This is a genomic window from Flavobacterium sp. C4GT6 (genome assembly GCF_036347315.1).
In the GTDB taxonomy this organism is placed as follows: domain Bacteria; phylum Bacteroidota; class Bacteroidia; order Flavobacteriales; family Flavobacteriaceae; genus Flavobacterium.
This window is the reverse complement of the sequence record NZ_JAZGZU010000009.1, coordinates 110,878-129,817: the sequence shown is the minus strand read 5'-3', so window position 1 is coordinate 129,817 and position 18,940 is coordinate 110,878. Positions and strand designations below refer to the sequence as shown.

15 protein-coding genes are annotated in these 18,940 nt (G+C 37.9%); 9 read left to right on the top strand and 6 right to left on the bottom strand.

The features are described from left to right. The first annotated feature begins 229 nt into the window (after nucleotides 1-229). The 9 genes from aqpZ to V3Z67_RS12030 all read left to right on the top strand — a co-directional run bounded on the left by aqpZ (nucleotide 230) and on the right by V3Z67_RS12030 (nucleotide 9,234). Nucleotides 230-919: an aquaporin Z gene (gene aqpZ, locus V3Z67_RS12070; RefSeq protein WP_330443547.1), complete on the top strand. Its 690-nt coding sequence runs from the start codon at nucleotides 230-232 to the stop codon at nucleotides 917-919. Nucleotides 920-1,054: 135 nt separating this feature from the next. After that, nucleotides 1,055-1,936: an SDR family oxidoreductase gene (locus V3Z67_RS12065; protein WP_330443546.1), complete on the top strand. Its 882-nt coding sequence runs from the start codon at nucleotides 1,055-1,057 to the stop codon at nucleotides 1,934-1,936. Nucleotides 1,937-2,066: 130 nt separating this feature from the next. Further along, nucleotides 2,067-3,830: a T9SS type A sorting domain-containing protein gene (locus V3Z67_RS12060; RefSeq protein WP_330443545.1), complete on the top strand. Its 1,764-nt coding sequence runs from the start codon at nucleotides 2,067-2,069 to the stop codon at nucleotides 3,828-3,830. A gap of 172 nt (nucleotides 3,831-4,002) precedes the next feature. Continuing rightward, nucleotides 4,003-4,779, top strand: a complete 777-nt coding sequence (locus tag V3Z67_RS12055) for a ParA family protein (protein WP_330443544.1) — start codon at nucleotides 4,003-4,005, stop codon at nucleotides 4,777-4,779. 4 nt (nucleotides 4,780-4,783) lie between these two features. After that, the gene (locus V3Z67_RS12050; protein WP_330443543.1) at nucleotides 4,784-5,686 is read left to right on the top strand and encodes a ParB/RepB/Spo0J family partition protein; all 903 of its coding nucleotides are present in this window, start codon (nucleotides 4,784-4,786) and stop codon (nucleotides 5,684-5,686) included. Next, complete coding sequence (locus V3Z67_RS12045) at nucleotides 5,686-6,255, top strand: DUF5683 domain-containing protein (RefSeq protein WP_330443542.1); 570 nt, start codon at nucleotides 5,686-5,688, stop codon at nucleotides 6,253-6,255. Before V3Z67_RS12050 ends, V3Z67_RS12045 begins: the two co-directional genes overlap by 1 nt. 3 nt (nucleotides 6,256-6,258) lie before the next feature. Beyond that, nucleotides 6,259-6,960 carry a 4-hydroxy-tetrahydrodipicolinate reductase gene (dapB, locus tag V3Z67_RS12040; RefSeq protein ID WP_330443541.1) on the top strand — a complete coding sequence of 234 codons (702 nt, stop codon included), beginning with the start codon at nucleotides 6,259-6,261 and terminating at the stop codon, nucleotides 6,958-6,960. A gap of 44 nt (nucleotides 6,961-7,004) precedes the next feature. Further along, the gene (lepB, locus tag V3Z67_RS12035; protein ID WP_330443540.1) at nucleotides 7,005-8,543 is read left to right on the top strand and encodes a signal peptidase I; all 1,539 of its coding nucleotides are present in this window, start codon (nucleotides 7,005-7,007) and stop codon (nucleotides 8,541-8,543) included. A gap of 76 nt (nucleotides 8,544-8,619) precedes the next feature. Next, nucleotides 8,620-9,234, top strand: a complete 615-nt coding sequence (locus V3Z67_RS12030; protein ID WP_330443539.1) for a WbqC family protein — start codon at nucleotides 8,620-8,622, stop codon at nucleotides 9,232-9,234. Nucleotides 9,235-9,240: 6 nt separating this feature from the next. On the opposite strand, the gene V3Z67_RS12025 is transcribed toward V3Z67_RS12030, so the two are convergent. The 6 genes from V3Z67_RS12025 to rpoC all read right to left on the bottom strand — a co-directional run bounded on the left by V3Z67_RS12025 (nucleotide 9,241) and on the right by rpoC (nucleotide 18,901). Next, nucleotides 9,241-10,278 carry an endonuclease/exonuclease/phosphatase family protein gene (locus tag V3Z67_RS12025; protein ID WP_330443538.1) on the bottom strand — a complete coding sequence of 346 codons (1,038 nt, stop codon included), beginning with the start codon at nucleotides 10,276-10,278 and terminating at the stop codon, nucleotides 9,241-9,243. Nucleotides 10,279-10,304: 26 nt separating this feature from the next. After that, complete coding sequence (locus V3Z67_RS12020; protein WP_330443537.1) at nucleotides 10,305-11,225, bottom strand: rhomboid family intramembrane serine protease; 921 nt, start codon at nucleotides 11,223-11,225, stop codon at nucleotides 10,305-10,307. Between the two features lies 1 nt (nucleotide 11,226). Continuing rightward, nucleotides 11,227-11,979, bottom strand: coding sequence for a rhomboid family intramembrane serine protease (locus tag V3Z67_RS12015; RefSeq protein ID WP_330443536.1), 753 nt, complete (start codon nucleotides 11,977-11,979; stop codon nucleotides 11,227-11,229). Then, nucleotides 11,976-13,886 carry a DNA mismatch repair endonuclease MutL gene (mutL, locus tag V3Z67_RS12010; RefSeq protein ID WP_330443535.1) on the bottom strand — a complete coding sequence of 637 codons (1,911 nt, stop codon included), beginning with the start codon at nucleotides 13,884-13,886 and terminating at the stop codon, nucleotides 11,976-11,978. Before mutL ends, V3Z67_RS12015 begins: the two co-directional genes overlap by 4 nt. A 398-nt stretch (nucleotides 13,887-14,284) precedes the next feature. After that, nucleotides 14,285-14,596 (bottom strand): DUF3467 domain-containing protein, encoded by a 312-nt coding sequence (locus tag V3Z67_RS12005; RefSeq protein ID WP_035135501.1) that lies wholly within the window; start codon nucleotides 14,594-14,596, stop codon nucleotides 14,285-14,287. Between the two features lie 6 nt (nucleotides 14,597-14,602). Next, a complete protein-coding gene (rpoC, locus tag V3Z67_RS12000; RefSeq protein WP_330443534.1) occupies nucleotides 14,603-18,901 on the bottom strand; it encodes a DNA-directed RNA polymerase subunit beta' in 4,299 nt (1,432 codons plus the stop codon). Between the last annotated feature and the right edge of the window lie 39 nt (nucleotides 18,902-18,940).

Genomic DNA, 18,940 nt, shown 5'->3' with positions numbered 1-18,940 from the left:
ATCATACAATTTAGTTTTTAGTAAATTTTTAACTAAAAAATGTTAAAGTAATCTTACAGGTTGTACAATATTGACAGGTTTTAAACTAAATTTAACCTAAATCATTAAAAACAAACTTTCATTTTTTCGAAACCAAACAGTTCATTATTAAGACAATAATCTCCAAAAAACAACTGTAAAAAGATTCTATTTTTTAGCTCATAATATTAATCACCTAAATCAATAAATTATGACAAAAAAATTAATCGCAGAATTCATTGGTACATTCTGGTTGGTACTGGGCGGTTGCGGAAGCGCCATACTTGCCTGCTCTTTCCCCGAACACGGAATAGGCTTTATGGGAGTTGCACTCGCCTTTGGTCTTACCGTTTTAACTATGGCTTTTGCCATTGGTCATATATCCGGTTGCCATTTAAATCCTGCAGTATCTATAGGCTTATGGATAGGCGGCAGGTTTGACAAAAAAGAACTTATCCCCTACATTATTTCACAGGTATTGGGAGGCATACTCGCTGCTTATGTTTTATTCACCATAGCATCGGGCAAAGAAGGCTTTGTTGCCGGTGGTTTTGCCGCAAACGGCTATGGCGAGCACTCCCCGGGCGGTTACAGCATGCAGGCCGTAATACTGTGTGAAATAGTAATGACTTTTATGTTCCTCATTATTATTTTAGGCTCTACAGACGAAAGAGCACCTAAAGGACTAGCCCCAATAGCCATAGGGCTCGGGCTAACCCTTATTCACCTTATTAGCATACCGGTAAGTAACACATCGGTAAACCCTGCAAGAAGTACAAGTCAGGTATTTTTTGCCGATGCATGGGCATTGAGTCAGCTATGGGTATTTTGGGTAGCTCCGATAATTGGAGCTATACTCGCCGGAATAGTGTACAAAGGTTTCTTCGGGAAAAATCAATAAAAAATAACATTAAGTAAACACTTAAGGGATAAGCTATTGGTTTTATCCCTTTTTATTTTTTAATATGCATGCATAAAAAATTTATCCAAGCCAAATAATTTGTAACTTGGTAAAAAACTAATTCAGAATTAAATTATGAACTATACTAATAAAATGCTTCGTGACAACGCGCTTGAGGGTAAGGTGATTGTTGTTACGGGAGGTGGTAGCGGCCTTGGTAAATCTATGACCAAATATTTTATGGAACTGGGAGCAAAAGTTGCCATTACATCAAGAGATTTGGAGAAACTGCAAAACACAGCCAAAGAGCTGGAGCAGGAAACCGGAGGCAAATGCCTTCCTGTACAATGTGACGTTCGCCATTATGAAGAAGTTGAAAACATGCTTCAGGCTGTTTTAAAAGAATACGGTAAAGCTGATATATTGCTTAACAATGCTGCCGGTAACTTTATTTCTCCTACCGAAAGACTATCGGCAAACGCATTTGATACCATTATAGACATTGTATTAAAAGGTTCTAAAAACTGTACATTAGCCTTTGGTAAACACTGGATAGATACTAAACAGGAAAACACAACAATACTTAATATAGTAACCACCTATGCATGGACAGGATCGGCTTATGTAGTACCAAGTGCCACAGCAAAAGCAGGCGTTTTAGCCATGACCCGAAGCCTAGCTGTAGAGTGGGCAAAATATGGCATTAGAAGTAATGCCATAGCACCGGGTCCGTTCCCTACAAAAGGTGCTTGGGACAGGTTATTACCAGGCGATTTAAAAGAAAAATTTGACCTTGCTAAAAAAGTTCCGCTTAAACGCGTTGGAGACCATCAGGAACTGGCAAACCTTGCCGCCTACCTTGTATCAGACTACTCTGCCTATGTAAACGGCGAAGTGATAACTATAGATGGTGGCGAATGGTTAAAAGGTGCCGGGCAGTTTAACCTGCTTGAAGCAATCCCCGAAGAAATGTGGGATATGCTAGAGGCTATGATTAAAGCCAAGAAAAATAAATAGTTACATCGCTTCATAAAAATACGAAAGCCTGAATTTATTTTCAGGCTTAATTTTTTTACACTATTTAGAATAGGTTTAAATAAAAACAATATATTTGCATCATTATTTTAAATCAATCTAAATAAAAGATATGAAACAATTATTACTCACCGCATCTTTAGTTTGTGCATCAATAATGGCAAATGCACAATGCGATCCAACCGCAACATTATCTGAAAACTTTAATACATTCGAAAATTTACCTGAAAACTGTTGGTCAGCCATTGCAGACGGACCAATGGTATATATAGACGGTGAAGAAGGCGAGAATTTTGTAACTTTTTATGCCTCAACATTTGTTGACACAGATGCATACCTTATTACACCCGAACTTAACACCTTAAATGGTAACTACGAACTATCATTTGACACTCAAAGAATAGTTATGGGACCTCCACCTGCACCCGGAACTGTTACAATACAACTGGGAACATTAACCGATAATACCAATGCTGAAACATTTGTTGCCTTTGGTGAACCAATCACAGTTACAGACGAATATACTACTCACAACAACATAGCTATAACTGCAGCCGAAGGCACCTATATAGCTTTCAAAATAAGCGGCGATACAGCACACAATGCTGCTTTTATAGACAATGTAGTATGGAGTGAAATTCCAACTACCTGTGAAGCTGCTGATACTTTAGACGAGAATTTTAACGAGTTTGAAATAACAGGTGCAGCAACTGACTTCCCACAAAACTGTTGGTCAAAACTAACAATCAACACAATGGTTTATCTTGATGGTGAAGAAGATGAAATAGCAGCTACATTTTACACCGGTATGTCGATAAATGAAGCTGGTTATCTTATAACACCGGCACTTTCTACAATTGACGGAAACCATAAACTATCATTTGACGCAGCTAAACTAACCGAGGCTAATGTTACTGTACAGATAGGTACAATGACAGATCCGGCAGATGCAGAAACCTTTACTCCCTTTGGAGGTATTATTACATTATCGGCAGATGTAACAACTTACAGTGACATTGTAATCAATGCTACAGAAGATACTTATATTGCATTCCAGTTTATGGCAGATGCTGTTCACAACGCTGCAATTATTGATAATGTAAAATGGGAAATAAACTGTGAAGCACAGGCAGGATTAGAAGAAGGCTTTGAAGACTTTATAGTTGCCGGTCCTACAGCTTCGTTCCCACAAAACTGCTGGAACAGCTTAACTGACGGTACTTTTGTTTACATCGATCAGTATGAGGAAACAGAAAATAAATTTGTTACTTACTACAGTATGATGTCTACTAACTCACCAGGATACCTTATTAGTCCGTCAATAGTAGCAACACAAGATGCTTATGGAGTAACTTTTGATTCATATAAAGAAGGTGCCGGTAACGTAACCGTTCAGTTAGGTACTATGGCAAACCCTACTGATACTGAAACTTTCACTGCAGTAGGTGAATCAATAGCTCTTACAGAAGAAAACCAAAACTATACTGTAGAATTTGCTCAGGGAAGCTTTGATGAGCAAAAACACCTGGTATTCATGGTAAATACAGATACTGCTCACCATGCAGCTTTTATTGACAATGTTATGTTTACAAACCTTTTGGGTAATGATGATTTTAACTTATCAACAACAAACTTTAATCTGTACCCTAACCCGTCTTCAGACAAAAATATAACGGTAAACTTCAGCTCTCAAAACACTGATGCAAATCAGGCAAACATAACTGTATATTCAATTACAGGAAGCATGGTATACAATACTGTTATAACGAACGGTCAGCCACAACAAATAAATCTTTCTGCACTTAACTCAGGTTTATACCTTGTAAAGGTACAGGCAGGTAACTATACTGATACTAAAAAGCTTATCATTAAATAACCAAATCAACCAATTAACCTTCCCGGAAAAGCCGATAATTAAATTTATCGGCTTTTCTGCGTTATTACAGTAAACACGGGGCAATAGCAAAACAAAAATTAATGTTAACAAATTCCACTTTCAAAAACCATAAATAATTGTATTTTTACGGTTCTAAAATTATTAAACATTCATGGGTAAGATCATTGCTATTGCCAACCAGAAAGGTGGCGTAGGAAAAACGACAACTTCAGTAAACTTAGCCGCAGCGCTGGGTGTATTGGAAAAAAAAGTATTACTAATAGATGCTGACCCCCAGGCAAATGCCAGCTCCGGGCTTGGCATTGATGTAGAAACTGTAGAGCGAGGCACCTACCAGATACTGGAACATACCAATACTCCGGATGAGGCTACTATTAACTGTAATGCTCCTAATGTTTCGGTTATCCCGGCACACATAGACCTTGTGGCTATTGAAATTGAGCTTGTGGATAAAGAAAACAGAGAATACATGCTTAAAACTGCGCTGGAAAGCGTTAAGGATAAGTATGATTATATACTGATAGACTGCGCCCCATCTCTTGGGCTTTTAACACTTAATGCCTTAACGGCTGCAGACTCTGTGGTAATACCTATACAGTGTGAATATTTTGCCCTTGAAGGATTAGGCAAACTGCTTAATACCATTAAGAGTGTACAAAAAATACACAACCCATCACTGGATATTGAAGGACTGTTACTTACCATGTATGATTCACGTTTAAGACTGTCTAACCAGGTGGTTGAAGAGGTACAGAAACACTTCAATGATATGGTTTTCAATACCGTTATACAACGTAACGTTAAGCTTAGTGAAGCGCCAAGTTTTGGCGAAAGCATCATTAACTATGACGCAACAAGCAAAGGTGCTATTAATTACATTCACCTTGCAGAAGAAATAATAAAGAAAAACACACTAGTACAACAGTAGGTTCATGACAAAAGCAATTAAAAAACAAGCACTTGGAAGAGGATTATCTGCATTATTAAAAGATCCGGAAAACGACATCAAATCGGTTGAGGATAAAAATGCTGATAAGGTTGTTGGTAACATAATAGAGCTTGAAATTGATGCTATAGAGATTAATCCGTTCCAGCCAAGAACAAACTTTAACGAAGAAACACTACAGGAACTAAGTACCTCTATTAAGGAGCTTGGTGTTATACAGCCTATTACCGTTAGAAAACTGGAATATAACAAATACCAGCTTATATCGGGAGAGCGTCGTTTGCGTGCTTCTAAACTGGCAGGCTTAACCTCTATCCCTGCTTATATTCGCCTTGCAGACGACAATGAGTCGCTTGTTATGGCTCTTGTAGAAAATATACAGCGTCATGACCTTGACCCTATTGAGATTGCCCTTTCTTACCAAAGGCTTATAGATGAAATCCAGCTTACTCAGGAACAAATGAGTGATCGCGTAGGTAAAAAGCGTTCTACAATTGCTAACTACCTGCGTTTATTAAAACTGGACCCTATAATCCAAACCGGTATTCGTGACGGCTTTATCTCTATGGGACACGGACGTGCCATAATTAATATTGAAGATCAGGACGCACAGGCAAATATTTACCAGAAAATCGTTAGCGGAAACCTTTCGGTTAGGGAAACAGAAGCACTGGTTAAAGCATATCAGGAAAGCCTGAAGCCTGAAAATGAAAAAACTACCGTAAAAGCAAATACTTTTGCAGTAGAAGACGAGCAGAAAAATACAATCACTGAATTCTTTGGCGCAAAAGTTGATGTAAAGGTTGATGCAAAAGGAAAAGGTAAAATCACTATTCCTTTTCACTCAGAAGAAGATTTCAAAAGGATTATTAAACTTATCAAAAGTTAGTGAAAAACATACTGTTCATATTTATCTTTTTAATTACTTCGGCAACATTTGCTCAGAAAACAGAGAACGACTCCCTGCAGCTTACAATGAACACCGATGTTACTTTAAACAAAAATGTCCACCAGGATCCCTTAGCACCGTCTAAAGCAGCGTTTTATTCGGCTGTACTACCGGGACTTGGACAGGCTTACAATAAAAAATACTGGAAAATACCTATTGTATATGCTGCAATAGGTACTTCCCTGTATTACTACTCCTGGAATAACAAAAAATACCACGAGTACAGGGATGCCTACAAAACACTCTTAGCAGGCGGTACCGTAACCGGAGAACTTGCCGATATTGGCGAAGACAGACTTATTAGAGCCCAAAAGTTTCATCAAAAAAACAGAGACCTCTCAATGCTACTCGCATTGGGATTTTATGTTTTAAACATTGTTGAAGCCAATGTTAATGCCCACCTAATGCAGTTTAACGTTAACGACAACCTGTCGCTAAGACCACAGCTGCAACAAAACCAAATTGATTACAAACATAACATGGGGCTAACCCTTAGTTACCAATTTTAATATATGAAAATTGCACTTTTAGGCTACGGAAAAATGGGAAAAGTAATCGAAAGGATTGCTTTGGAAAGAGGCCACGAAATTGTATTACGAAAAACAAGAGACAATTCTTTTGACGGACTTGAAAATGCTGATGTAGCAATAGAATTCAGTATTCCTGATGCAGCCGTTAAAAATATTTCACAATGCCTTAATAAAAATGTTCCAGTAATATCAGGAACAACAGGCTGGCTTGAAGAATACCACAACATAGTTAAACTGTGTGAAGAAAAAAAGGGAGCTTTTATTTATAGCTCTAACTTTAGCCTTGGGGTTAATATTTTCTTTCAGTTAAACGAATACCTTGCTAAAATGATGAGCAAACTGGAGCAATACAAGGTATCCATGGAAGAAATTCACCATACTCAAAAACTGGATGCTCCAAGTGGTACAGCTATCAGTTTAGCAAAAGGAGTTATAGAAAACAGTAACTACTCCAGCTGGGCTCTTAACGATGCTAAACAGGATGAAATACTTATTGACGCCAAGCGTATAGAAAACGTTCCGGGTACGCACTCAGTATTTTATGATTCAGAGATTGATTCAATCGAAATTAAGCATACAGCACATAGCCGTGAAGGTTTTGCATTGGGATCGGTAGTGGCTGCCGAATGGATAATTGGCAAACAGGGTGTCTTTACCATGAAAGATGTTTTAGATTTAAAGTAACATTTTCACCAAAAGACATACATATATAAAAAAACAATTTAAAGATGACTTTACTACAGTGGTTTATTTTTTTCCTGGCAGTACAGGTAATACATTACCTTGGAACCTGGAAACTTTATCAAAAAGCAGGTAGAAAAAAATGGGAAGCAGCAGTCCCTGTATACAATGCTGTTATACTAATGAAGATAATAAGGAAGCCGGCTTACTGGGCTATTTTATTATTTATCCCAATTGTAAATCTTATCATGTTCCCTGTAGTATGGGTACTTACATTAAAAAGCTTTGGTAAAAAATCATCTTTAGATACCATTTTAGGCATTGTAACCTTAGGATTTTATATATACTACATAAACTATGTTGAAGATGTAAAATATATCACTCAGGAAGAATATGAAGCCGAAAAGAAAAAAGAAAGCACTTTAGGGTCATTATTATTTGCAGTTGTAGTTGCTACAATAGTACACACCTATGTAATGCAGCCCTTTACCATACCTACAGCTTCTCTTGAAAAAACATTACTTATTGGTGATTTTCTGTTTGTAAGCAAGTTTCATTATGGTGCCCGCACCCCAATGACTACAGTTGCACTACCTATGGTACATGACTCTGTTCCTGTAGTAAATACCAAGTCATATCTTAGCTGGCCTCAACTACCATCATTTAGGTTTCCTGGTTTTGAAAAGCCAGAGAAAAATGACATCGTTGTATTTAATTGGCCAACAGACAAAAGAACTGATGGCACTTACAAACCAATTGACAAAAAAACAAACTACGTTAAAAGATGTGTAGGTACACCGGGAGATACACTTTCTATCATAAACGGTACTGTTTATATTGACGGAAAAGAGCTTCAGCTATCAGACAGGGCAAAGATTCAGTATTTCCATACTATATACATTAAGCCTGGAACGCTCTCTTCGCAACAGGTATATCAAATACTTCATCAAAACGGTTCAACTGAATTCTGGCCTGGTAAATCAGAAAACACAGTTATGGCAAACCTTACTTTAGAAGGTGCCGAAAAAATTAAAAGTATTACAGGCATTGACTCTATAGTAAAATACATAAGCCCAGCCGAAGACACTAAAGTATTCCCTCACACTAAACCTACATGGAGTGGTGATAACATAGGGGCTATTTATATCCCTGAAGCAGGAAAAACAGTATCCCTAACAAAAGAAACACTACCATTTTACGAAGATATCATCAAGGAATATGAAGGAAACAAACTTCAGGTTATAGGTAATGAAATCAGGATAAACGGAGAGATAGCCACCTCATACACCTTTAAGCAAAACTACTACTGGATGATGGGTGACAACCGTCATAACTCACTAGACAGCCGTTATTGGGGATTTGTACCGCAAGACCACATTGTTGGTAAGCCTGTATTCATTTGGATGAGCCTTGATCAAAATGTACCCTGGAAAAACTTTAGTAAAAAAGTACGTTGGGACAGAATGTTTACTACTGTAGGCGGTGAAGGTAAACCAGTATCTTACTTTAAGTACTTCCTTATACTACTTGCCGGATGGTTTGTATTTGATTACTTCAGAAAGAAAAAGAAAAAAGCAGCCATTTAAACGATAATATTTTAAAAGTATATAAATTTGAAGATTGGTACAATGTACCAATCTTCAGTTTTTTAAATCAATACCAATGAGCATTTTAATACACCCTACCTACTTCCCTTCTATCAGTCACTTTGTTGCTATGACAAAAACAGATAAGATTGTTTTTGAAGCAGAAGATAATTTCCAGAAGCAAACAAACAGGAACAGGATGTATATATACAGCCCTAATGGGATTCAGCTTTTAAACATTCCGGTAAAACATAATACCGACAGTAAACATCAAAAGTTTAAAGACGTTAAGATAGAACCTGCTTTTAACTGGCAAAAACAGCATTTTAAATCACTTGAAGCCGCTTATCGCACTTCTCCCTTCTTCGAATATTTTGAAGACGATATAAGACCTGTATTTGAGAAAAAACATACTTTCATGATGGACCTTAATTTCCAGATAATGGAAATCATTACAGATTGTCTTGGAATGGATTTCTCTTATGAAAAAACCGCAGAATATTTTCATGAAGTTGAAGGTATACAGGACTTACGACATCTTGCAAACGGAAAAAGAGATCCTTCTCAGTTTGAACCTTACACACAGGTTTTTGAAGAAAAACACGGCTTTATAAACAACCTAAGTATACTTGATCTTTTATTTAATGAAGGTCGTTATGCTATGGAGTACTTAAAAAATCAGGAGCTGTAAAAATAATTACTCCTTATCCTCTTTCACAAAAGCCAGTCTTGATATTATAGGATAATGGTCAGAATTTACAAACATGTCATATGTTTTAAATTCTTTTACATGCAGTCTGTTATCAGCAAATATATAATCTATCCTTGCAGGGTAATATTTGTAGTTATACGACTTACCAAAACCACTACCCGCTTCTTCAAACGAATCTTTCAAATCTCCCCTTATGCTTCGGTAAACATAAGAAAAAGCACTATTGTTAAGATCACCGCAAATAATCATTGGGTAATGACAGTCTTTTTTATGCTGCTGTACTATTTCGGCCTGTAATTGTTGCTCTTTAAAAGCCTCACTTAAACGCCTGAATATTATTTTTGATTTCTCTTCATCTATTTTCTCATGAATATCGGGACTTATTTTAACCGATTGCAAATGCATACTGTAAAACCTTAATGTATCTTTACCTTTTACTACATCGGCATACACAACACTGTTACCTGTATTAGGAAAAGTAAGACTCCCCGTATTTAAAATAGGGAACTTTGAAAAAAAGGCATGTTGGCTCTTCCCTTTTTCTTTATATATATAACGATATTCAAACTGCTTAAATAAGTCGTTTCCTTTTTTATTATACTCCTGTAAACAAACTACGTCAGGCTTTCTTTCTTTAACGAAATTATCTATTTTTTGAGGCACAAGGCTGTCATTAATCCATTCATACAAATTGAACATCCTCACATTGTAGCTCATCACTACAAAATCATCGGGAGTAACTTCTTCTTTATCTGAAGAGAATCTATAAAGTTTACTAACAAAAGTAATACCCAGTAACAGCACCAAACCCGAAAGGAGCATTTGCCTTTTGGTTTGCAGCAGCCAGTACATAAAAAAGATGAAATTAAGCACCAGCAGCAAAGGCAATATTAAAGTAAAAACAGAAAGTAACGGAAATAACTTGGGCGCCAAAAAAGGTAAGACATAAGCAAGAAACGTCAACACGGTTAAAACCATGTTGATAAAGTACATTAGCTTATTAAACCAGGAAAGGTTTTTCATGGGGATACCCGGTTATTTATTGGTTGTTATTTGCCTACTTTAAACAAGAATTCTTTCTCTTCTTTAGTCAGACTGTCATAGCCTGATTTACTAATCTTGTCCAGTATATCATCTATTTTTTGCTGTGTAATATCTTTAGACTGCTTTGCGAAGGTTGAACTTGTTGTACTCCTGTTATTAGTCGTAGCAGTGTTTTTATTTCTGTGTACTTTTTTAAACGGGGTAGACTTTTTAGGCTTAAACAAGTTAGTAAAAAAATCAATCACCACTGTTACTATACTGCTAAGATCGGTTCCTCGTTGTAATAACCTTATATAAATGTATCCAAACAAAGCTCCCGAAAGATGTGCTATATGCCCGCCGGAATTACCACCGGAAGCCTGAATAAGATCCAGTACTACAAAGAATAACGCAATATGCCACAATTTAAGTGTACCTATTAAAGGAATTCTTACAGCATAATAAGGTGAATATACAGCCGATGCAATTAAAATAGTCATAATAGCTGCCGATGCCCCTACCATTTTTGCCTGAGACAACACTAACCCAGGAAGCACATTAAAGCTTAAAATAAACATTAAGCCTGCAAATACACCACCTAATATATAGAGACCAAAAAACTGTTTTTGTGTAAAGAAGGTCAGGAAAAACCTAGCAGAGAAATACAACATAAGCATATTAAAAAGCAAATGAAGTACACCCGCATGTAAAAACATATATACTATCAATGACCAGGGTTTCCATAGTAAATCCGCTGGATTTGATGATAAACTTAGCCAGTCAAGCCCTAAACTGTTCCAATTTAAAAAAGATAGGTTAGCACCAAATAAAGGAAGTACACCAAACAGAATCATTGGTATGGCAAACAAACCTATATTCCAAAATATAAGTCTTTGTGTAATACCTCCCATACGGTACTCCATTTTTAAGTCGTCTAAAATTCCCATATTAATTCCATCTATTATTTTTAAACTGATGATTTTTCCAATACAGCATCATAAGATAACCTATAAGTGCTCCTGCTATGTGCGCAAAATATGCTGTTCCGCCGGCATTACCTAATAACATTTGTCCTTTAAAACCTGCTATTAAATCTCCTATTATAAAAAAAGCAATAAGGTACTTAACTTTTACAGGGAGAACAAACATTAAATATATCTCTCTGTTTGGGAAAAGAAACGCAAATGCAGCAAGCACACCATATATGGCTCCTGAAGCACCAAGTGTAGCTATACTATAACTCCCTACAAGGTTATTAAACTCTCTTAGAGTAAGAATCTCCTCCCATTTAACCATGTATTTACCTTCATTCAGAACAGCCAAAACATCAGCTTTATTATAACCTTCGGTCACCAAAATATTTAAACTATCATGAAAAGCAAAATATGATATTCCCTGAGTTGCTAATATAGCGCCTACACCACAGGAGAGATAGAAAAACAGGAATTTACTTCCTCCCCATTGATCTTCGAGTGACGGACCAATAAAAAACAGAAGCAGCATATTAAAAAATATATGGCGTATATCAGCATGAATAAACATATAGCTAACTATTTGCCATGGTTTAAAAGAAGGATTACCAAAATAATGAAAGGCTAAATACTCATCAATTATATTTTGGCCAATTATTATTTTACCTACAAAGAAAATTATATTTATAATTATAAGTTGCTTTACAACTTCGGTCATTCTAAACATCATAGGGCAAATCGTTTATCTAAATCTTCTACGCTTAGTGTAATAAAAGTAGGTTTATTAAATGGTGAAACTCCGGGCTCCTTACAGGCAAAAAGCGCGTTTACCATAGTTTCCTGCTCCCTCTCGGTCAATATTACTCCGGTTTTAACTGCCAGGCTTCGTGACATTGACTTTGCAATGCTGTCGCTTTGGCTAAAACTGGTATCGGGCACTTCCTGTTCTAAATCATTAAGCAGCTCTTCAAGCAGTATGGAAACCTCACTTTCAGCAACATTTACCGGAAGTCCGGAAACCACTATATGGTCGTCGCTAAATTCATCAAAAACAAAGCCAGTATTTTGTAACGATTCCTTCATTTCCTTTATTATGCCAAGTTCACTTTTATTAAAGTGAAGCGTTAGCGGGAACAACAACTGCTGGCTTGAACCATGCTGAACCGTAATATTAGCCAGGAATTGCTCATACAGCACGCGCTGGTGTGCCCTTTTTTGGTCTATTATCACCATGCCCGACTTAATAGGGCTTACGATATATTTTTTATGTATTTGGTATGTTTTATGAGTCGTTTGCTCTACTTCCTCATCATTAAACAGCGAACCTGTCACTTCTTCCGATTCAAAGCTTATTTCGGCAATTTCGTCAGTCGATGTATTCAGTCCGTTATACAGGCTCTCCCACGATGGCATCTTATCCTTTTTGAAGGAAGGTGAAGAATAGGACGATGACGATGAAAAAGACGATGACGAAGAGGAGCGCGAACCGCCACCTGAAAAAGTTTGTGTTGGCTTATCATCACTATCATCGGCAAACGGGTTAAAGGTAGAATCTACCTGGATGGTAGGCATACCTACATCTTTCTTTTCATAATCGTAAGGAGTATCCAGCGTGGCATCCCTGTCAAAATCCAGTACAGGCGCTACGTTAAACTGCCCTAAGCTATGTTTTATAGCCGACCTGAGTATGGCATAAAGCGCATGCTCATCGTCAAACTTTATCTCCGTTTTTGTTGGGTGAATATTAATATCAATCGTATTAGGCGGAACATCAAGGTACAGGTAATACCCCGGTTGTGTACCGTCTTTAAGCAAACCTTCGTAAGCAGCCATTACCGCATGGTGCAGGTAGGCACTTTTTATAAACCTATCGTTTACAAAAAAGAACTGTTCTCCCCTGTTTTTCTTAGCAAATTCGGGTTTACATACAAATCCGTTAATACTAACAATCTCGGTAGTTTCGTTTACCGGAACAAGTTTCTCATTAGTACGTCCGCCAAAAATATTTACAATACGCTGGCGTGTGTTTGAAGCTGGAAGGTTAAACATTTCGCTTCCGTTATGTATTAAAACAAAATGAATATTGGCATGTGCCATAGCCACACGTTCAAATTCATCTACCACATGGCGGAACTCAACCGTATCTGACTTTAGGAAGTTTCTCCTTGCCGGAATATTAAAGAAAAGGTTCTTAACCGAAAAAGATGTCCCTTTTGGCAACACCGCCACATCCTGACTTACAAACTTACTCCCCTCTATAACGATATGCGTACCCAGTTCTTCCTGATCCTGCTTGGTTTTCATTTCAACGTGGGCAATAGCCGCTATAGAAGCCAATGCCTCTCCCCTAAAGCCTTTTGTCCCAAGGGCAAACAAATCTTCCGCATGGCGTATTTTTGAGGTCGCATGGCGCTCAAAACACAGCCTGGCATCGGTAACACTCATACCTTTACCGTTATCTATAACCTGAATAAGGGTTTTACCGGCATCTTTAACTACAAGTTTTATCTCTGTAGAGCCCGCATCAACCGAATTTTCCATTAATTCTTTCACCACCGAAGCCGGTCTTTGTACTACCTCTCCGGCAGCTATCTGGTTGGCAACGTGGTCAGGAAGAAGTTGGATTATACTCGACATTGGAAAGTAAATAGGGATTAATTGATGAACCTCAAAGTTAAGGAAATATTACTAATCCTATAAAGTCACAATGAGCCTAATTTCGTAATATTGTTAACACGCAAAAACAACTTTAACCACAACCATAAAATGGATAATAAGCCTGCTTTATCCAAAAAAGAAAACTTGTCGTTTTCAGGCTTTGCCTAACAAAAGCAGTAATCACAACCGCTCATATTGAAAAATGAGATATTACTACCTATCTTGAAACTGAAGTTCAACGGATTGATTATATTTTGGAATTTTGTTTAGTAAATGCAATGAGATTAAATGATACACTTAGTCTTCTAAAACAAAATTAACGTTTAGATAATGAAAATAAAAAAAGCCCACTCAAATGAGTGGGCTCTTATTTTATATTAAGCCTGACCTGCAGGCCCGAAATTTAATGGAATTGGTGGTTGTTCTGATTCCTTAATCTCACCATGAGCGGCTTCAAAACGATGAATATTCTCACCAAGTACCTTTAGCAGCCTTTTGGCATGCTGAGGCGTTAATACGATGCGTGATTTAACTTTAGCTTTAGGCACTGCCGGCATTATGCTTACAAAGTCCACTACAAACTCGGAAGCCGAGTGGTTTATAATTGCCAGGTTAGAATAAATACCTTCGGCTGTTTTTTCATCCAGTTCAATGTTAATTTGCCCCGGTTGCTGTTTTTGATCACTCATGTTGTATTAGTAATTAAATTCCTCTTTAGGAGTTAATAATTCATTATACTCTTCTTTAGAACCTACAATAATGTTGTCGTAATCCCTCATACCTGTACCAGCAGGTATTCTGTGTCCTACAATAACGTTCTCTTTAAGTCCTTCAAGTCCGTCTACTTTACCAGCTACAGCTGCTTCGTTAAGTACTTTAGTTGTTTCCTGGAACGATGCTGCCGAGATGAACGATTTAGTTTGTAGCGATGCTCTTGTAATACCTTGTAGTATTGGAGTAGCCGTTGCCGGAACAACGTCTCTTGCCACAACAAGGTTTTTATCACCACGCTTAAGGATTGAGTTCTCATCCCTTAACTGACGTGGAGTAATAATCTGACCTGGTTTAAGAGTATCAGAATCACCTGCATCTTCTACAACTTTCATTCCGTACAGTTTATCATTCTCCTCGATAAAGTCGCTAGTATGAGCTAACTGATCTTCAAGGAATAATGTATCTCCCGGATCTTCAATCTTAACTTTACGCATCATCTGGCGGATAACAACCTCAAAGTGCTTATCGTTGATTTTTACACCCTGTAGTCGGTAAACTTCCTGAATCTCGTTTACAAGATACTGCTGTACTGCAGATGGTCCCTGTATTCTAAGGATATCATCCGGAGTAATAGCACCGTCTGAAAGTGGAAGACCCGCTTTCACATAGTCATTCTCCTGAACAAGAATCTGGTTAGAAAGTTTCACAAGATATTTCTTGATCTCACCAAACTTAGACTCAACTATAATCTCACGGTTACCTCTCTTAATTTTACCGAATGATACAACACCGTCGATTTCAGAAACCACAGCCGGGTTAGAAGGGTTACGTGCTTCAAGAAGCTCTGTAATCCTTGGTAAACCACCCGTAATATCACCCGCTTTAGAAGAACGTCTAGGAATCTTAACAAGTACTTTACCTGCCTTAATTTTCTCTCCGTTATCTACCATAAGGTGAGAACCTACCGGTAAGTTGTAAGAACGGATTAACTCTCCGTCATTACCGTAAATTAATAAGGTTGGGATTAATTTCTTATTCCTAGCCTCAGAGATTACTTTTTCCTGGAATCCTGTTTGCTCATCGATTTCAACAATAAACGTTTGTCCCTGTTCGATATCTTCGTAAGCAATTTTACCGGTAAATTCAGAAATAATTACACCGTTATAAGGGTCCCATTTACATATTACAGTTCCTTCAGATACAACATCTCCGTTTTTCACGTAGATACTGGAACCATAAGGTATATTATGTGTATTTAATACAATTCCTGTAGTTTCGTCAACAAGTTTTAACTCTGTAGAACGTGATACCACGATATCCACTTCGTTACCTTCGTTGTCTTCACCTTTAACTGTTTTAAGATCTTCGATATCAAGCTTACCTCGGAATTTAGTAATGATACTAGACTCCTCAGAAATGTTACCTGCTGTACCACCCACGTGGAACGTACGTAGTGTAAGCTGTGTACCCGGCTCACCAATTGACTGTGCTGCAATAACACCTACTGCCTCACCTTTTTGTGTCATTTTGGCTGTTGCAAGGTTACGACCATAACATTTAGCACAAATACCTTTTTTAGCCTCACATGTTAGTGGAGAACGTACTTCAACGCTCTCTACCGGAGAAGCATTAATAGCTCTAACTTCAGCCTCTGTGATTTGCTCACCAGCGTGAACAAGAACCTCAGAAGTAAGCGGATTAACAACATCCTGTAGTGCTACACGACCTAATATTCTTTCACCAAGAGATTCTACAATCTCTTCGTTTTTCTTAAGTGCTGTTACTTCTATACCTCTTAATGTACCACAGTCTACAGAGTTTACGATAACGTCCTGAGAAACGTCATGCAGCCTCCTTGTAAGGTAACCCGCATCGGCCGTTTTAAGAGCCGTATCCGCAAGACCTTTACGAGCACCGTGAGTAGAGATAAAGTACTCAAGGATTGATAGACCTTCTTTAAAGTTAGATAAGATAGGGTTTTCAATAATCTCACCACCACCGGCAGTAGATTTCTTAGGCTTAGCCATAAGACCACGCATACCTGTAAGCTGACGAATCTGCTCCTTAGAACCCCTCGCCCCAGAGTCAAGCATCATGTACACCGAGTTGAATCCTTGCTGATCCTCTCTAATGTTCTTCATTGCAAGCTCAGTAAGAAGTGCGTTGGTAGAAGTCCAAACGTCAATTACCTGGTTGTAACGCTCATTGTTAGTGATAAGACCCATGTTATAGTTCATGGTAATTCCATCAACCTGCTCGTTTGCATCGCTAATAAGTTCTTGCTTTCTTGCAGGGATAATAATATCACCTAAACTGAAAGAAAGACCACCTCTAAATGCGAAACGGTAACCCATATCTTTAATATTATCAAGGAAGGCAGCCGTTGTAGGTACATCAGTAGCATTTAAAATCTTACCGATAATATCCCTTAACGATTTTTTAGTTAATACCTCATTGATATATCCAGCCTGCTCTGGTACTACTTCGTTAAATAATACCCTACCTGCTGTAGTTTTGATAACCTGATAAACAAGTTCTCCTTTATCATTAAAGTCTTTAGTTCTAACCTTAACAGATGCATTAAGCTCTACTCTACCCTCATTTAAAGCAATATTTACTTCTTCTGCAGAATAGAAAGTAAGGCCTTCACCTAAAATTTTGTGTGTCTCAGTAGACAAACGCTCTTTGGTCATATAGTAAAGACCAAGAACCATGTCCTGAGATGGTACAGTAATAGGTGCACCGTTAGCAGGGTTAAGAATGTTGTGTGAAGCAAGCATTAATAGCTGTGCCTCAAGTATAGCCTCCGGCCCTAGAGGTAAGTGAACCGCCATCTGGTCACCATCAAAGTCGGCGTTAAATGCCGTACATACTAATGGGTGTAGCTGGATCGCTTTACCTTCAATAAGTTTAGGCTGGAATGCCTGAATACCTAAACGGTGAAGAGTAGGAGCACGGTTAAGCAGTACCGGGTGACCTTTAATTACATTTTCAAGGATATCCCATACTACAGGCTCTTTCTTATCTATAATCTTCTTAGCCGACTTAACTGTTTTTACAATACCTCTTTCGATAAGCTTACGGATAACGAATGGTTTGTAAAGCTCAGCAGCCATATCTTTTGGTAAACCACACTCAAAAAGTTTCATTTCAGGTCCAACAACGATAACCGAACGTGCAGAATAGTCAACACGTTTACCAAGAAGGTTTTGACGGAAACGTCCCTGCTTACCTTTTAATGAATCAGAAAGCGATTTAAGCGGTCTGTTTGATTCTGTTTTAACAGCAGAAGCTTTTCTTGTGTTATCGAATAACGAGTCAACAGATTCCTGAAGCATACGTTTTTCGTTACGAAGGATAACTTCCGGCGCTTTGATTTCCATAAGTCTCTTAAGACGGTTGTTACGTATAATAACCCTTCTGTAAAGGTCATTAAGGTCAGACGTAGCAAAACGTCCACCATCAAGAGGTACTAACGGGCGAAGCTCTGGCGGGATAACAGGAATAACTTTAAGAATCATCCACTCTGGGCGGTTTTCCCTGTTAAGGTTAGCCTCACGGAAAGATTCTACAACCTGTAGTCTTTTAAGTGCTTCAGTTTTTCTTTGTTTAGATGTCTCGGTATTAGCACTGTGGCGAAGGTTGTATGACAACTGGTCAAGATCAATTCTTGCCAATAAGTCCATAATACACTCAGCCCCCATCTTAGCGATAAACTTGTTAGGGTCTGTGTCATCTAAATATTGGTTTTCCATCGGAAGGGTATCTGCAATGTTCAGGTACTCTTCTTCAGTTAAAAAGTCTAGTTCTTTAAGCGGTTCCCCATCAGGTCCCTTAGCAATACCTGCCTGGATAACCACATACCTTTCATAGTATATGATCATGTCTAATTTCTTAGACGGAAGACCAAGAAGATAACCAATTTTGTTAGGTAATGAACGGAAATACCAAATGTGAGCAATAGGCACAACAAGGTTGATGTGTCCTACTCTGTCACGACGTACTTTTTTCTCCGTAACCTCTACACCACAACGATCACAAACAATCCCTTTATAACGGATTCTTTTGTACTTACCACAAGCACATTCAAAGTCTTTTACAGGACCGAAAATACGCTCACAGAAAAGTCCGTCTCTTTCTGGTTTGTGAGTACGATAGTTAATGGTTTCCGGCTTTAGAACCTCACCTCTTGACTCTGCAAGGATGGACTCCGGAGAAGCAAGACCTATCGATATCTGGTTAAATCTTTTAACGGTATTTTTATCTTTTAATCTCGTCATGATATGAATCTATCAATTATATTAAAAACGCTGTAAAGG

Bases quoted from the DNA above. Each gene is read 5' to 3' on its own strand.
- aqpZ (WP_330443547.1), top strand. From the start codon at position 230: ATGACAAAAAAATTAATCGCAGAATTCATTGGTACATTCTGGTTGGTA.
- V3Z67_RS12025 (WP_330443538.1), bottom strand. From the start codon at position 10,278: ATGAAAAACCTTTCCTGGTTTAATAAGCTAATGTACTTTATCAACATG.
- V3Z67_RS12015 (WP_330443536.1), bottom strand. From the start codon at position 11,979: ATGATGTTTAGAATGACCGAAGTTGTAAAGCAACTTATAATTATAAAT.
- V3Z67_RS12065 (WP_330443546.1), top strand. From the start codon at position 1,055: ATGAACTATACTAATAAAATGCTTCGTGACAACGCGCTTGAGGGTAAG.
- dapB (WP_330443541.1), top strand. From the start codon at position 6,259: ATGAAAATTGCACTTTTAGGCTACGGAAAAATGGGAAAAGTAATCGAA.
- V3Z67_RS12020 (WP_330443537.1), bottom strand. From the start codon at position 11,225: ATGGGAATTTTAGACGACTTAAAAATGGAGTACCGTATGGGAGGTATT.
- rpoC (WP_330443534.1), bottom strand. From the start codon at position 18,901: ATGACGAGATTAAAAGATAAAAATACCGTTAAAAGATTTAACCAGATA.
- mutL (WP_330443535.1), bottom strand. From the start codon at position 13,886: ATGTCGAGTATAATCCAACTTCTTCCTGACCACGTTGCCAACCAGATA.
- lepB (WP_330443540.1), top strand. From the start codon at position 7,005: ATGACTTTACTACAGTGGTTTATTTTTTTCCTGGCAGTACAGGTAATA.
- V3Z67_RS12055 (WP_330443544.1), top strand. From the start codon at position 4,003: ATGGGTAAGATCATTGCTATTGCCAACCAGAAAGGTGGCGTAGGAAAA.
- V3Z67_RS12050 (WP_330443543.1), top strand. From the start codon at position 4,784: ATGACAAAAGCAATTAAAAAACAAGCACTTGGAAGAGGATTATCTGCA.
- V3Z67_RS12060 (WP_330443545.1), top strand. From the start codon at position 2,067: ATGAAACAATTATTACTCACCGCATCTTTAGTTTGTGCATCAATAATG.
- V3Z67_RS12005 (WP_035135501.1), bottom strand. From the start codon at position 14,596: ATGAGTGATCAAAAACAGCAACCGGGGCAAATTAACATTGAACTGGAT.
- V3Z67_RS12030 (WP_330443539.1), top strand. From the start codon at position 8,620: ATGAGCATTTTAATACACCCTACCTACTTCCCTTCTATCAGTCACTTT.